12 protein-coding genes and 1 pseudogene are annotated in these 14,833 nt (G+C 68.8%); 4 read left to right on the plus strand and 9 right to left on the minus strand.

The features are described 5' to 3' along the window. A pseudogene (locus NM1_RS24605) lies at positions 1-1,100 on the minus strand (hypothetical protein); the annotation flags it as partial. After that, on the minus strand, positions 1,097-2,092 hold the full coding sequence (locus tag NM1_RS24610; protein ID WP_068024297.1) for a Ppx/GppA family phosphatase: 996 nt from the start codon (positions 2,090-2,092) through the stop codon (positions 1,097-1,099). The pseudogene NM1_RS24605 and the gene NM1_RS24610, both read right to left, overlap by 4 nt. 131 nt (positions 2,093-2,223) lie before the next feature. On the opposite strand from NM1_RS24610, the gene NM1_RS24615 reads away from it, so the two are divergent. From NM1_RS24615 to NM1_RS24625, 3 genes are all read left to right on the plus strand, one after another. Next, the gene (locus NM1_RS24615; protein ID WP_373864065.1) at positions 2,224-3,075 is read left to right on the plus strand and encodes a DUF3109 family protein; all 852 of its coding nucleotides are present in this window, start codon (positions 2,224-2,226) and stop codon (positions 3,073-3,075) included. 42 nt (positions 3,076-3,117) lie between these two features. Beyond that, positions 3,118-3,708, plus strand: coding sequence for an NADPH-dependent FMN reductase (locus tag NM1_RS24620; RefSeq protein ID WP_068024300.1), 591 nt, complete (start codon positions 3,118-3,120; stop codon positions 3,706-3,708). Positions 3,709-3,876: 168 nt separating this feature from the next. Further along, positions 3,877-4,191, plus strand: a complete 315-nt coding sequence (locus tag NM1_RS24625; RefSeq protein ID WP_147288958.1) for a hypothetical protein — start codon at positions 3,877-3,879, stop codon at positions 4,189-4,191. 212 nt (positions 4,192-4,403) lie between these two features. Here NM1_RS24625 and NM1_RS24630 read toward each other — a convergent pair whose 3' ends face one another. The 3 genes from NM1_RS24630 to NM1_RS24640 form a co-directional block, all read right to left on the minus strand. After that, complete coding sequence (locus NM1_RS24630) at positions 4,404-5,093, minus strand: response regulator (protein WP_068024306.1); 690 nt, start codon at positions 5,091-5,093, stop codon at positions 4,404-4,406. After that, on the minus strand, positions 5,090-6,361 hold the full coding sequence (locus NM1_RS24635; protein WP_068024309.1) for a sensor histidine kinase: 1,272 nt from the start codon (positions 6,359-6,361) through the stop codon (positions 5,090-5,092). The genes NM1_RS24630 and NM1_RS24635 overlap by 4 nt, the downstream gene beginning before the upstream one ends. Positions 6,362-6,727: 366 nt before the next feature. Further along, the gene (locus NM1_RS24640; RefSeq protein WP_084519994.1) at positions 6,728-7,126 is read right to left on the minus strand and encodes a winged helix-turn-helix transcriptional regulator; all 399 of its coding nucleotides are present in this window, start codon (positions 7,124-7,126) and stop codon (positions 6,728-6,730) included. A gap of 102 nt (positions 7,127-7,228) precedes the next feature. On the opposite strand from NM1_RS24640, the gene NM1_RS24645 reads away from it, so the two are divergent. Then, positions 7,229-7,885, plus strand: coding sequence for an NADPH-dependent F420 reductase (locus NM1_RS24645; RefSeq protein ID WP_068024328.1), 657 nt, complete (start codon positions 7,229-7,231; stop codon positions 7,883-7,885). A 243-nt stretch (positions 7,886-8,128) separates the two neighbouring features. Here NM1_RS24645 and NM1_RS24650 read toward each other — a convergent pair whose 3' ends face one another. The 4 genes from NM1_RS24650 to NM1_RS24665 all read right to left on the minus strand — a co-directional run bounded on the left by NM1_RS24650 (position 8,129) and on the right by NM1_RS24665 (position 14,630). Continuing rightward, positions 8,129-10,174: a CocE/NonD family hydrolase gene (locus NM1_RS24650; protein ID WP_068024312.1), complete on the minus strand. Its 2,046-nt coding sequence runs from the start codon at positions 10,172-10,174 to the stop codon at positions 8,129-8,131. Positions 10,175-10,385: 211 nt separating this feature from the next. Continuing rightward, entirely contained in the window at positions 10,386-12,440 is a 2,055-nt protein-coding gene (locus NM1_RS24655; RefSeq protein ID WP_068024315.1) for a CocE/NonD family hydrolase, read from the minus strand. A 455-nt stretch (positions 12,441-12,895) separates the two neighbouring features. Next, positions 12,896-13,633: a phosphoglyceromutase gene (locus NM1_RS24660; protein WP_068024331.1), complete on the minus strand. Its 738-nt coding sequence runs from the start codon at positions 13,631-13,633 to the stop codon at positions 12,896-12,898. A gap of 91 nt (positions 13,634-13,724) precedes the next feature. Next, complete coding sequence (locus NM1_RS24665; RefSeq protein ID WP_068024318.1) at positions 13,725-14,630, minus strand: ROK family protein; 906 nt, start codon at positions 14,628-14,630, stop codon at positions 13,725-13,727. Between the last annotated feature and the right edge of the window lie 203 nt (positions 14,631-14,833).

Consider the following 14,833-nt stretch of genomic DNA (forward strand, 5'->3'; position numbering starts at 1 on the left):
CCCGGGGCCGCGGCATTCGCGCCGTCCTCGGGTCGCGAGAACGACCCGCCGAACGGCCGGACCGCGGTGGCTTCCTCGTCCGGATCGTGGCGGCGGCGACGGCCGGGCGCGGGCGGCGCCTCCTCGGGAGCGAACTGCGCGGCCGGATCGCCCTGTTCGGACAGCGCCTCCATGGCCTCCATGCGCTCACGCCGCGCGCGGCGGCCGCCCGGAGCCGGCGGCGCCGCGTCGGGGGCCGGGGGCCAGCCGAAACTCGTCGGATCGCGAAGCGCGGCATCCGACATGGCGGGCGACTGGTACGACGGCGGCTGATACGCGGGCGGTTCGTACGCCGGTGCCTGGTAGCCCGAGGGGTCGTATGCGGGTGGTGCGGAGCCGTTCGAGCCCGATCCGTTCAGCTCGGAGCCGTTGAAACCCTGACCGTTGGGACCCGAACCATCGAAACCCTGGCCGTTGTAGCCCGCACCGTTGAAGCCCTGCCCGTTCGAACCCGAACCATCGAAACCCTGGCCGTTGTAGCCCGCACCGTTGAAACTCTGCCCGTTCGAACCCGAACCATCGAAACCCTGGCCGTTGTAGCCCGAGCCATTGAAGCCCTGACCGTTCGAACCCGAACCGTCGAAGCCTGGCCCACCGTAGCCCGAGCCGTCGAAGCCCTGCCCGTTGTAGCCCGCACCGTTGAAACTCTGCCCGTTGGAACCCGAAGCGTCGAAGCCCTGGCCATTGAAGCCCGAGGCTCCGAAGCCCTGGCCGTCGAAACCCGAACCGTTCGCGCCGGAGCCATCGGGCCCCGAACCGTTCGTGCCCATCGGGTCGTAGTACGAGATCGGGCCCGACAGCGGCGAATACGCGGGGCCGCCATCGAAATCGGGCGTAGCGGACGGGAAATCGGGGGCCGCCTCGGCGGCGCCGTCGGTGTCGGGATCGGGCGCGGCGTGCGAGGACGACCCCTCGCGCACGGACGGCATATCCCCGGTCAGCTCGGTCACCGAGATGCCGCGGCCGCTGCGACGCCGCCGACCGCCCCCGGACGCCGGAACGCCCTGGCCGTTGCGGGCCAGCAGCTCGGCGACCGACAGCTGGGTGGAGTCCTCACTCATGGCGACACCGTTTCGGTCGGGCCCGGTATGCCGTTCGGACGGCCGATTCCGGCACCGGGTTCGCTGTCCAGGTCGGTATCCAGTTTGCGCAGGATCAATCCCTCCCGCAGCGCCCAAGGGCAAATCTCGAGGGTATCCAGCGATAACGCTCGCATACTCGCCTCCGCGACCAATGCGCCAGCCACCAACTGCTGTGACCGATCGGAACTAACGCCCTCCAATTCTGCCCGGTCCGACGCGGTCATCCGAGAGATGAACGCGATCAGCTGCCGCAGACCGGAACTGGAGAGAATACGCCGCTCCCGGGGACCCGCGCCGGAGGGGGCGGCACCGGTGAGACGGGCCAGCGTACGGAAGGTTTTCGAGGTGCCGACGGCCAGATCGGGACGGCCCGGCTCCAGCAGCTGCTTGGCCGGTATCACCATCTCGGCCTCCAGCCAATCCCGCAGCACCGCCACGCGGCGCTTGCCCGGCGGATCCTCGGCCAGCCACTCCCGGGTGAGCCGACCGGCGCCCAGCGGCAGCGACAGCGCCATATCCGGCGCCTCGTCGCACCCGTTGCTCATCTCCAGGGAACCGCCGCCGATGTCGAGGTTGAGGATGCGCCCGGCGCTCCAGCCGTACCAGCGGCGCACCGCCAGGAACGTCAGCCGCGCCTCGTCGACGCCCGCCAGCACCCGCAGGTCGACGCCGGTGTCGCGGCGGACCAGGGTCAGCACCTCGTCGGAGTTGGTCGCGTCGCGCACCGCCGACGTCGCGAACGGCATCAGCTCCACACAGCCGGAAGTCTTTGCGATGCTGGCGAATTCGGCCACCGTCTTGGTGAGCCGACCGGCGCCCTCGGGGGTGATGCGGCCGAGGTCGTCCATGTTCTCCGACAGGCGCAGCGTCGCCTTCGTCGAACTCATCGGCATGGGGTGGCCACCCCGATGCGCGTCCACCACTAGCAGGTGGACGGTATTGCTTCCCACATCGAGCACACCGAGCCGCACAAGAACACGGTACTGGGTTCTGCACATACCTCGGAGTACGAACCGAAACGTGGCTCATTGGTGACGCGACGAAATGCGTAAATCCCCCGGGACCGAAGGTTCCTCGGCCGCAGCTGTTAGCGTTTGGCGATGTGACGGCAGGAGCTTCCGCGAGCGCCCCGACCGGGCTGCGATCAGCGGCGAAGATCGATCCCACGCCCGAGGTCGATCTCGACTTCCCCCGGGAATGGATCGAGTTCGTCGACCCCGCGAACGCCGAGCACACCGTGGTGGCGGACCTGACCTGGCTGCTGTCGCGCTGGACCTGTGTCTTCGGCACGCCCGCCTGCCAGGGCATCATCGAGGGGCGCCCGGACGACGGGTGCTGCTCGCACGGCGCGTTCCTCTGCGACGACGACGATCGCAAGAAGCTGCAGAAGGCTGTGAAGATGCTCACACCCGAGGACTGGCAGCTCATGGACGAGGCCCGCGACGCCGACGGCAAGGTCCGCAAGAAGCTGTATCTCGAGGAGGACGACCTCGACGACGAGCCCGCGCTGCGCACCCGGCGCTACGACGGCGCGTGCATCTTCCTGAACCGGCCCGGCTTCTCCGGCGGCATCGGGTGCGCCCTGCACAGCATGGCGCTGCGCAAGGGCCTCGAGCCGCTGACGGTGAAGCCCGAGGTGTGCTGGCAGCTGCCGATCCGGCGCACCCAGGACTGGGTGGACCGGCCCGACGGCGTGCAGATCCTGCGCACCACCCTCACCGAATACGACCGCCGCGGCTGGGGCCCCGGCGGGCTCGACCTGCACTGGTACTGCTCGGGCTCGCCCGATGCGCACGTCGGCTCGCGACCGGTCTGGCAGTCCTATGCCCCGGAGCTCATCGAGCTCATCGGCCAGCCCGCGTACGACGAGCTGGCCCGGCACTGCAAGCGGCGCGAGGGGCTGGGGATCGTCGCGGTGCATCCGGCGACCGCCGAGGCCGAGCGCAACGCGTGAGCTTCCGGGAATACCCAGTGCACCAACCGGATTCGTAGGTACATGGTCGACTCACCGGAGATACCCGAGACCGAGCCGGGAGGCACCGACCCGCGCGTCCGAATCCTGTTGGTCTCCGGCAGTACTCGGCCGGGCTCCACCAATACCGCTGCGCTGGCGACCTTCGCAGACGTTGTGCCGGAGGATATTTCGACCGAGGTGTATACGGGGCTCGCCGACATTCCCGCCTTCGTCCCCGGCGACGGCCCGTCTCCGGCCGCCGTCGCCGATCTGCGGGAGCGACTCGCGGCGGCGGACGCCGTGCTGTTCTGCAGCCCCGAGTACGCGGGCCTGATGCCGGGCAGCCTGAAGAATCTGCTGGAGTGGACCGTGGGGACCGCGGATCTGCACGAGAAGCCGGTGGCCTGGATCAATGTGGCGGCGGACGGGCGCGGCGACGGCGCGGTCGCCTCGCTGCGCACCGTGCTGGGTTACGTGGGGGCGGAGATCATCGAGTCCGCCTGCCCGCGCATCACAGTGCTCGGTGCGATGGTCGGACCGGACGGCCTGGTCGCCGATCCGGAGGTCCGGGAGCGGCTGGAGGGGGTCGCGGCGGCGATTGCGGGCCATCTCACACAGCGGTCCGGCGCCTGAGTCCGACCGATCGGCAAACATGCGGCGCGCCCAGGTCGGACACGCTGTTTCGACCGCGACACGGCTGCCGAACCGAGCGACTCGCGGGCGGTGGGCCTTACAGGACACCGCCTCGCAATGAAGGATTCACCGAATGGTGATAAGCATCAGGCCATGATGAGGAAAATCATGGCAACCGCCGTTCTGGCCGTCGGCGCCGCGCTGTCCGTCGCCCCCGCCGCACACGCCGACCCGGTTGCCGATCCCGGTAACTACTCACTGCAGAACGAGAACTTCGTCGTCTACACCGATCTGGCGGCACTGTCCGCGCAGCAGAACGGCAAGCAGGTCATCGTGAGCCCGTACGGCACCTCCCGCCCGATCGCCTGCCGCGACAACACCGCCCCACTGGACGACTGCTGGCAGCGCGACGACTTCGGCTGGTTCCCCCTGCAGAAGCAGGAATACCCCCAGATCGGCACCGCCTGGGTCCACGTCCTCTGAGTTTCCGGCCAAAAACACGCCGGAAATAAGGAGCGCTGCTGCGGCAGGCCGCCGCACCGGAATGGAGCACTGCTGCGGCAAGCCGCACCGGACAACGGGAGCGCTGCTGCAGCAGCAGGCTGCGCAAGAACGGCCGTGCTCATGTAGGTCCTGCGCACTCGCCGAGCTACCCATTCCCTGTGCACCCGCCCCCAGGGCGGGTGCACAGGGCATCACGCTTCGAGCTTGTACCCCAGCCCGCGCACCGTGACCAGGTGCTCCGGCTTGGCCGGGTCGGATTCGATCTTCGAGCGCAGGCGCTTGACGTGCACGTCGAGGGTCTTGGTGTCGCCGACGTAGTCCGCGCCCCACACGCGGTCGATCAGCTGCCCGCGGGTCAGCACGCGACCGGAGTTGCGCAGCAGGTACTCCAGCAGGTCGAACTCCTTCAGCGGCAGCGTCACCGGCTTGCCGTTGACCTGCACGGTGTGGCGGTCGACATCCATGCGCACCGGCCCCGCCTCCAGCACGCCGCTCTCGCTGGAGCCGTCCATCTCCTCGCCGACCCCGCGTCGCAGCACCGCCCGGATGCGGGCGATCAGCTCGCGCGAGGAGTACGGCTTGGTGACGTAGTCGTCGGCGCCCAGCTCCAAGCCGACGACCTTGTCGATCTCGCTGTCACGGGCGGTCACCATGATCACGGGCACGCTGCTGCGGGTGCGCAGCTGCTTGCAGACGTCGGTGCCACTCATGCCGGGCAGCATGAGATCCAGCAGCACGATGTCGGCGCCGGAGCGGTCGAACTCGGCCAGCGCGGACGGACCGTCTCCGACCAGCGTGACCTCGAACCCCTCCTTGCGCAGCAGGAACGCGAGCGGATCGGCCAGCGACTCCTCGTCCTCGACGATCAGCACACTCGTCATCGGGTTGCCTCCACACCGTTGGGTCTGGCCCGCCCCACGGGGCGCGGGCCGGTTTCCTTCTTACCCACCGCTATTCCGGTGGGAGTCCTTCTGTCCCCCGCGGCCGTGCTCGTGCCCGGCGCGCCGTCCTGCTCCGCGGCATCGGTGGTGGGGATGCGCAGCGTGAACGTCGAACCCGTGCCCAGCTTGCTCCACAGCGTGATCTCGCCGTTGTGGTTGGCGGCGACGTGCTTGACAATAGCCAGCCCGAGCCCGGTCCCGCCGGTGGCGCGCGAGCGGGCCTTGTCCGCGCGGAAGAACCGCTCGAACACCCGCTCCTGGTCCTCCTTGGCGATGCCGATGCCGCGATCGGTGACGGCGATATTGACGTGGCCGCCGCGCAGCGAGCGGCTCACCGACACGTGGGAGCCCTTCGGCGAATAGTTGATCGCGTTCTCGACCAGGTTCGACAGGGCCGTGACCAGCAGCGTCTCGTCGCCGAGCACCTCGAGCCCGCTGTTCGCGTCGGTGCTGACGGTGATCCCGGCGGCCTCGGCGGCGGTGCGGGAGCGCTCGATGGCGGCGTTGACGACGGTGTCGACGTCGACGGCCTCCAGCTGCGGCAGCTTCTCCGCGCCCTGCAGCCGCGACAGCGCGATCAGCTCGGTCACCATCTTGCCCATGCGGCCGGATTCGGCGTGCAGCCGCTCGCCGAAATGCCGCACCGAGTCCGGATCGTCGGCCGATTCCAGCAGCGCCTCCGCCAGCAGGCTCATCGCGCCGACCGGCGTCTTCAGCTCGTGGCTGACATTGGCGACGAAATCGCGGCGGGTCGCCTCCATCCGCGCCTGCTCGGAATCGTCGTCGGCGAACAGCACGACGAAGTTGGAGTTGTCGCGCGACAGCGGCCGGGCCACCCCGCGCACCGCGATGCGGCTGCGGCCGGGCACCGGGTTCTTGAGGGTCAGATCGAAGTCCACGCTGACGCCGGTGGCCAGCACCTTCTCCACCGCCGCCCAGGCGCGCTCGTCGAGCAGCCGGTTGCGGACCAGGCCGAGCTCCTCCGCCCGCGGATTCACCAGCACGACGTCGCGGTACTCGTCGACGACCGCGATGCCGCTCTCGGAGGCCAGCACGATCAGATCCAGCACCTGCGACATGGTCAGACCGGATTCGGCCTCGCGACGCTGCGCCTGCCGGGCGTTCATATACGGAATGAGCAGCCCACCGACGGCCAGACCTACGACGGCCGCCAGAACTGCCAGCAGCACGGCCTGCGGAACGCTCACAATTGAATCGTACGGTCGCGGGCGCGTCGGCCAAGCCAGGGTCCACGAAGTTTCGCGCAGGTCACGGGCACTTACGCCGGTGTTAGCCGGTCGTTTACGCAGTGTTCGACGGGCGTGCCGGGCGGCCCGGACGCCACGAGTCGGGGCACAGACGACGATGCCGCCCGCACATTTCGTTGTGGCACCACGCATCTGGAGGCCGTGCGAAGCCGACGTGAACTGTCGTCCCATTGTGCCCGGCTCGGATGGGGAAACACCGAGTCGCTGTGCGACTGTGATATCCACCTCAACCGTACGCAACCCGCGGCGTCCACAGGCCCGACCGGACCACGGCCCCCGACGTGTCGTGGCTGAGCAGCGCCGGTGCTAGGCGTCGTCCGGATGCTCCGCCATGGCGTCCCGGACTGTGTCGCCGTGCCGGTCCGCCCAGGCGCCCAGGGCGAAGATGGGGATCAGCAGATCGCGCCCGGCTGCGGTGAGCCCGTACTCGACGCGGGGCGGTGCCTCGGCGTAGCGGCGGCGTTCGACCAGCGTCATTCGTTCCATGCGGCGCAGGGTCTGGGTGAGCATCTTCTGGCTGATGCCGCCGATCGTCCTGCGCAGGTCGGCCGGGCGCATCGGGCCGTCGCGCAGCGTGTAGGCGACCACCATCAGCCAGGAATTTCCGAACAGGTCGACCGCCAGGCGCGCCGGGCAGTCGGCCTCGAAATCACCGTAGGGCGGGAACTCCGCGCGTTCGGCGTCCACTTCCACCGGAACTGTCACACGACAAGCCTGCCAGCATCGTTGCGCACCCGCGGGTGCCCATCGGGATTCCTAGCGTCGACACCACGCATCCGAACGTCGGATGCCGGACAAGGAATGATCATGCGAATCGGAATCATCGGTGCCGGGGCGATGGCACGGGCACTGGGCGGCGGATGGGCCGCGGCGGGGCACGACATCGTCGTCGGGGCGAGAAGTGAGCAGCGCGCGGCCGAACTCGCGGGCGCGATCGGGCATGGAACGCGCGGCGGAAACATCTACGGCGCAGCGGAATTCGCCGACGCCGTGCTGACGGCGGTTCCAGTGGACGCGCTGACCGACGTCTTGGCGGCGGCCGGAGACCTGGCCGGACGGACGGTGATCGACTGCACCAATGCCTTCCGTCCCGACGAGGGCGCCTTCGCCCTGACGGAAGAGGCCGTGGCCGAGCGGATCTCGGCGACCGCACCCGGAGCGCATGTGGTGAAGGCGTTCAACCTCTGCGCGGCCGAGGTGTGGGAGTCCGGACAGCGTGTCTTCGAGGGTCGGCGGCTCGGCGTCCCGATCTGTGGAGACGATCCGCGATCGGTGGACCTGGTGTGCGGCCTCGCCGAGGATCTGAAGCTGCAGCCGATGCGCGCCGGTGGCCTGCGCCACGCCCGCTACCTAGAGGCCACGTCGGCCTTCACGGTGGGACTCTGGTTCGGGGGCAACGATTCCCGAGCCATATTCCCACCCCTCGAGGCAGCATTCGCGGTTCCGGACGACGAGAACGGGTAGCTCGCCCCGCCATCCCAGCGTGCGCCCTTCTCACCCGGCGTGCACTCCGCCACACCCCAGCGCGCACTCCTCCACACCCTAGCGCGCACTCCTCCACACCCCGGCGTGCACTCCTTCTCACCCGGCGTGCACTCTTCCGCATCCCGGCGGGCGCGCTTTCTATTTCCCGGCATGCTTTTGGCCGGGATCCACGCCGGGACAGTAGATTCCGGCCAATAGCGTGCCGGAAAGAGGAGGACGGCGTTACCAGTCCGGGTTGCCCTTGATCGGTAGGTGGACATAGCTGGGCTCGGCCGGGTCGAGTTGCAGATGTTGTGGGCGCAAGCCGGTTTCGAGCAGGAGTGGGGTGGGCGGGAGGCCCTTCGGGAAGTTTCCGGCGAAGACGTCCACCCGCAGGCGGTGGCCCGGCTGCAGGACGGCGTCCACCGCCGGGACCGCGATGTCGATCGGAGTCGGCCGGCCGGGCACGGTCGGCTGCCGGGTGTCCAGCGACAGATCGGGGACCGGATTGGTGTAGTCGCCGTTGGACGCCCGGGTGCTGCGCGATTCGTCGATGCTCCGCAGCGAGGCCATCAGCTGGCCGGTCGACAGCGCCGTCGAGCGGCCGTCCGGCGCGACATCGTTCACCGACACCATCCAGAAGCCGTCCGAGACATCGTGAACCGTGTTGAGATGCACCGACATCGGGCCCGCGATCGTGGTCGGCGCCGCGACCGGCGCGCTGGTGAAGGTCAGCCCGCCGAGTTCGTGAATCCGGTCGTCCTCCGCGCACCCGACGATGATCGCCGCCACCCCGACGGACTGCTGGGCGGCGTCGCGCGAGCAGAGTCCGGTCAGTCCCGGCGCCACGGTGAGCCGATCGACGCCGGGACCCGGCTCGGTGAACAGCGATCCGTCGTGCACGCTGCCCGTCGTGGTGCCACTGGGCGCGGCGGCCAGATACATGCGCCGATACTCGGACTCCGGCTCCGGCTGCCCGAAGGTGGCCAACGTGGTCCAGCCACCGCCCTGCTCCTGCACGGTGACCGGCCCGTACCGGTCGATGCCGTTGTCGATTCCCTTGAGCCACTTGTCGAACCACGCCCGCTGCAGGACGTCCATGCGCGGCGGCAGGCCGGGGCGGCCGGATTCGGCGCCGTTGTTGATGTGGTAGGTGTCGCCCATCAACAGCTGTTTCTGCCCGGGCGGCAACGTCATTCGGTCGTAGACCTCGGTCTGGGAGTTGACGAACACGTCGTGCCATCCGCCGGTGACGAAGGTGGGTGCGGTGATCTGCGTCGGATCGTTCTCCCACGACTGACGGGTCGGACTGTTCTTGTCGAGCAGCTCCTGCACCTTCGGGCTCAGCTGCGAGATCTCCGGTGTCACGAAGACATTGATCAACGCATCCACGAACGTGAACGGATCGGCCAGCCGGTCGGCGAGCCATTTGGTGTCGAATCTGCCCTGGAATACCGAGGCCAGATCGGGCACCAGCTTGCCGCCGTTGACCGCGGCCAGCCACATCGGCATGAACGTGGTCCCGATGGCGCCGCCGGGCGCGACCAGATCGCGGAACGGGTTGCGGCTGGGCACAACCGGGAAGATCGCCTTCAGGGCGGGCGGATTCTTCGCCGCCGCCTGCAACTGGTTGAGGCCGGAGTAGGACACGCCGTTCATGCCGATATCGCCGGTCGACCAGTGCTGTCGAGAGGCCCAGTCGATCACCTCGACGGTGTCCTGCTGCTCGCGCTGGCGCAGGATGTCCCAGATGCCTTGGGAGAAGCCGGTTCCGCGGACGTCGACGACAACCTGGGTGTAGCCGCTCTTGATCAGCTGGCGGTCGGCGGTGAAGTTGCGCACCAGGCCGCCGCCGAGAGCCTTTGTGAGGTCGGTGATTCCGGAGAACGGCGTCCCCGAGAAATCGATGGTGCGCGCGAGCTGCACGATCAGATCCGACACCCACGGGATCGACATCGCCGAATCACCCAGCATCGAGCCCAATTTCGTATAGGGCGTGAGATTGACGACGGTGGGTGTGGGGGTGGCGATCGGGCGGCCGGTGGCGTCGGCAGGGTGATACACATTGGCCTTCAAGACCGTGCCGTCACTCATGGTGATCGGGACGTCCCAATCGATATAGACGTTCGGGTACTGCTGCGGGCCGTCCTCGGCGGCGGTCCAGGCCGCTCCGGCGGCGCCTCCGTCCGGCCCGACCGGTTCGGGCGCCGCGGACGCGCCGGGAGCCAGGAACGGGATCACGGCTACGAGGCTGGCGGCCAGCAGCGCGGCACGGAGCAGCTGTCTCATCGATATCCATCCACTCGATCGGGAAACGACTGCTCCCTAAAGTAGAGCCGCGCGATGACGGGAGATACGAATCGGCGCAGAATCATTCGACTGCACAAACCGGACCCGTTATGACGGCACATAACGCCAACCGTTTTGGGCACCGGAGAGAAAAAGGTCCCGGGGCGCACGCCGTTGTGCGCTCCCGGGACGGTCAGGGGGTCCCTGAGATCTACCAGCCGGAGCGGCCCCGCACCGGAATGTTCACGAAGCTGGGCGCATTCGGATCCAGCTGCACGTGCTGCGGTTTCAGGCCGGTGTCGATCAGCATCGGCAGGATCGGCAGGCCCTTGGGGAAGTTGCCGGCGAACACGTCCACCCGCAGCCGATGGCCGGGCTGCAGCACCGCCTCGGTGGCGGGCAGGGCGATATCGAGCGTGGTCGCCTCGCCCGGCACCGTCGGCTGCCGCTTGTCCAGTGAGGTGTAGGCCCGCGGATCGGTGTAGTCGCCGTTGGCCGAGCGCGAGCTGCGCTCCTCGTCGACCTGCCGCAGCGAGGCCATCAGCTGGCCGGACGACAGCACCGTCGACTGCCCGTCGGGCGCCACATCGTTGACGGTTGCCACCCAGTATCCGTCCGCGGCGTCCTGAACGGTGTTGAGCCGCACGGCGATCGGGCCGGAGATGGTGGTCGGACCGGCAACGGGCGCGCTGGTGAAGGTCAGCCCGTTGGTCTCGGCCACCCGAGAATCCTTGGCGCAGCCGTCGATGATCGACAGCATGCCCGCGGTCGCCTGCGCGGCGTCGTTGGAGCAGAGGGTGGTCAGGCCGGGCGCCACGCTCAGCCGCGCGGTGTCACCGTTGGCGTCGGCGGTCAGCGAACCGTCGTAGAGGCTGCCGTCGGCGGTGCCACTCCGGTTGGCGGACAGGTACATCCGGCGATGCTCGGCGGCCTGCTGCTCCGGGGCGGACGGCCCGAAGCCGTCCTGGGTGACCCAGCCGCCACCCTGCTGACGCAGCGTCACCGGGCCGTAAGTGTCGATGCCGTTGTCGATCCCCTTGAGCCACTTGTCGAACCACGCGCGCTGCAGCACGTCCAGCCGCGGCGGCAGGCCCGGCTTGCTGTACTCGTTGCCGGAGCTGACGTGATAGGTGTTGCCCATGAACAGCTGTTTCTGGCCGGGCGGCAGCGGAATCTCGTTGTAGATCTTGGATTCCGAGTAGGTGAACAGGTCGTGCCAGCCGCCGGTGACGAAGGTCGGGATATCGATCGAGCTCGGATCACCCAGCCACGCTCGGCGTTCGGAGGAGAAGTCGTTGAGCATCCCCTTCACCCGCGGGTCGAGATCCTCCATCCGCGTGCTGGTGTACGCGCTCAACAACACGTCCATGTAGGTCAGCGGGCTGTCGACGCGGTCGGTGAGCCACTGGGTGTCGAACTTGCCGTTCGCGATCGACGCCAGGTCCGGAACCCACTTCAGGGAGTTGATGGCGGTCAGCCACAGCGGGATGAAGTTGAAGCCGAAGCCGCCGCCCGGCGCCAGCACGTCGTCCACCAGGTCGCTGCCGGGCACCACCGGGAAGATCGTCTTCAGCGCGGCCGGATGCTTCTCGGCGGCCTGCACCTGGTTGATGCCGGAGTAGGAGATGCCGTTCATGCCGACCTTGCCGGTGGACCACGGCTGCCGCGACGCCCAGTCGATCACCTCGACGGTGTCCTGCTGCTCGCGGTCGCGCAGCATGTCCCACTCCCCCTGGGAGAAACCGGTGCCGCGCACGTCGACCACGACCTGGCTGTAGCCGCTCTTGATGAGCTGGCGGTCGACGGTGAAGTTGCGCAGCTCGCCGCCGCCGAACGACTTGGTGAGGTCGGTGATGCCCGACAGCGGGGTGCCGGACAGGTCGATCTGCCGGAACAGATTCAGCAGCGCGTCGGACAGCCCCGGAATCGACTGCGCGTGGTCGGCGAGATTGGAGACCAGCTTGGTGTACGGGGTGAGATTGACGATGGTGGGCGTCTGCGCATCGGCGGGGCGTCCGGCGGCGTCGGCGGGGCGGTACACATTGCCCTTGAGCACCGTGCCGTCGCTCATCGTGATCGGCACATCCCAGTCGATGTGGATGTTCGGATACTGCTGCGGCCCATCCTGAGTGGCGGCCCACGCGGCACCGGCGGCGCCGCCGTCCGGTCCGGTCGCGGTGGGTCCGGCGGAGGCCGTGGCGGTGAGGAAGGGGAACACCACGGTCGCGGCAACCGCCGCCACTGTGGCACGCAGCGCGTACTTCATCGGACGTGAGCCACCTCTCGAAATGGTCGAACGACCGGAAGTGTATCTACCGGCAAGTAAGTTGCAAACCGCCGGTTACGTCAACCGGAGCGGAAGTCTCTCACCAACTCACCATCTCCCGCGAAGCGACGACCAGGCATTAAACCCGCGAGGCTGCCTACCGGACGTTACGCAGACCACTCCCTACCGGCCAGTACTCGACTGCCGCACCGATTCGATGCGGCCAGATCCGGTCGGCAGCAATGCAATAGCTACGGTCCCGTAGGAGAGATGGAGCTCACAAACCGAGCCGTCCGAAACCATAGCGGGGGATTCGGCGCGGACGCGGACGCCACTCCGCCGCGGCGGTCATCTCTACGCACGAAAGGCAAACGCGCTGCGGCACATAGCCGCAGCGCGTTCTGGAAAGTGCTACCCCTCGATCCCCGGGCGCGATGGGGGTTACTCGCGCATGTTTACTTGCCGCCCTGCCCGGCTACCGCCGCCGCACCCGCCGCGGCCGCCTCCGGGTCCAGGTACTCGCCCGGGCCCACCGGGCGGAGGTTCTCGTCCAGTTCGTAGCGGAGCGGGATGCCGGTGGGGATGTTCAGGCCCGCGATGTCCTCGTCGGAGATGTTGTCGAGGTGCTTCACCAGCGCGCGCAGCGAATTGCCGTGCGCGGCAACCAGGACCGTCCTACCGGCCACCAACTCCTGGGAGATGGTCGACTCCCAGTACGGGACCATGCGGGCGACGACGTCCTTCAGGCATTCGGTCGGCGGCACCTCGATATCGGCGTAGCGCGGGTCGCCGTCCTGGCTGTACTCGGTGCCCGCCTCGATCGGCGGCGGGGGCGTGTCGTAGCTGCGGCGCCACAGCATGAACTGCTCGTCGCCGTACTTGTCCCGGACCTGCGCCTTGTTCTTGCCCTGCAGAGCGCCGTAGTGGCGCTCGTTGAGCCGCCAGTCGCGCACCACGGGAATCCAGTGCCGGTCGGCGGCGTCCAGGGCGAGATTGGCGGTGCTGATCGCGCGGCGCAGCAGCGAGGTGTACACGATGTCGGGCAGGATCCCGTGCTCGGCCAGCAGCTCACCGGCGCGCTTGCCCTCGGCCATGCCCTTGTCGGTCAGGTGGACGTCCACCCAGCCGGTGAACAGGTTCAGGGCGTTCCATTCGCTCTCGCCGTGGCGCAGCAGCACGAGGGTGTACGTCATGCGGGTCATGCTAACCCGGCTCCCCACGTGCCCGGCCGGACGCGTCCGTCCCGCGAGACCCTGGTCACGGGTGTGGTTGTCCGACCGCCGGTCAGTCGTATTCGTCGGCGGTGGCGTGGCCGGCGGCGAGCACGCCCGCGCCGACGAGAGTGGCGCCGCCCGGAATGCGTGACTGCACCACCTGCAGGTCGCGGGTGAAATCCAGGCGGGCGTGGGTGGCGACCGCCGCATGCAGCGGATCCCACAGCGGCGCACCGGATTCGGCGAATCCGCCGCCGATCACCACCCGGTCGATGTCCAGCAGTGCGGCGGCCGACGAAATCGCCTGTCCCAGAGCGGTTCCGGCGCGGTTCACGGCGGCCAGTGCGATCGGATGACCGGCGTGGGCGTCGCGAGCCAGCTCCATGCCGGTCTCCCCGGTCCAGCCCTGCTCCCGCGCCCAGCGCGCCGACGACATCCCGCTCGCGACCGCCTCGACGCAGCCGACGCCCCCGCATTCGCACGGCACATCCCAGCCCGGAACCACGATATGACCGATATGACCCGCATTTCCGGTGCGGCCCACCGCGACTCGGCCGTCGCTGATCATGCCGCCGCCGATCCCCGACGACACCGTCATGGCGAGCCCGTCGCGCACGCCGCGCAGCCCGCCGACGTGATGTTCGGCCAGGGCGAGGCAGGCGCCGTCGATCGCGAAGCGAATCACGGCCGACGGGAACAACTCCTGCACCGATGCCACGATCGGGAACCCGTACCGCCACTCGGGGATATTCAGCGGCGCCGTGATCCCCGACCGCACATCGACCGGCCCCGCCGAGCCGATACCGACGGCGGTCACCCGCGTCTCCCCGGCCACCTCCGACAGCAGGTCGCGGCACGCATCCCACACCGACTCCGGCGGCACCGCCGCCCGGCGCACATCGCGCACCGTGCGCCCCGCGTGGACCACGCCCGCCGCGAACTTCGTCGCCCCGATATCGAGAGCCAGAACCGTCATGTCTGTGCCGCCTTCTGTCGTACGCCCATCGCCCCGCGCCGGACCCACAGCATTCTCACCCGGCTCGGGGTCCCGTGCACGCACCGCGTCGTTCATGCACTCCGCGCCGCTCGCGCGCCCTGCACAAACCTCCCGGCGTCGCGGCCCCAGGGGGCCGCGACGCCGGGAAATAAGGGCCGGGCGACGCCGGGAAATAAGGGCGG

Source organism: Nocardia mexicana NBRC 108244, assembly GCF_001613165.1.
In the GTDB taxonomy this organism is placed as follows: Bacteria; Actinomycetota; Actinomycetes; order Mycobacteriales; family Mycobacteriaceae; genus Nocardia; species Nocardia mexicana.

Coding starts and splice junctions, on each gene's coding strand:
- NM1_RS24620 (WP_068024300.1), top strand. CDS start 3,118: ATGGTCGACTCACCGGAGATACCCGAGACCGAGCCGGGAGGCACCGAC.
- NM1_RS24625 (WP_147288958.1), top strand. CDS start 3,877: ATGGCAACCGCCGTTCTGGCCGTCGGCGCCGCGCTGTCCGTCGCCCCC.
- NM1_RS24630 (WP_068024306.1), bottom strand. CDS start 5,093: ATGACGAGTGTGCTGATCGTCGAGGACGAGGAGTCGCTGGCCGATCCG.
- NM1_RS24645 (WP_068024328.1), top strand. CDS start 7,229: ATGCGAATCGGAATCATCGGTGCCGGGGCGATGGCACGGGCACTGGGC.
- NM1_RS24650 (WP_068024312.1), bottom strand. CDS start 10,174: ATGAGACAGCTGCTCCGTGCCGCGCTGCTGGCCGCCAGCCTCGTAGCC.
- NM1_RS24655 (WP_068024315.1), bottom strand. CDS start 12,440: ATGAAGTACGCGCTGCGTGCCACAGTGGCGGCGGTTGCCGCGACCGTG.
- NM1_RS24660 (WP_068024331.1), bottom strand. CDS start 13,633: ATGACGTACACCCTCGTGCTGCTGCGCCACGGCGAGAGCGAATGGAAC.
- NM1_RS24665 (WP_068024318.1), bottom strand. CDS start 14,630: ATGACGGTTCTGGCTCTCGATATCGGGGCGACGAAGTTCGCGGCGGGC.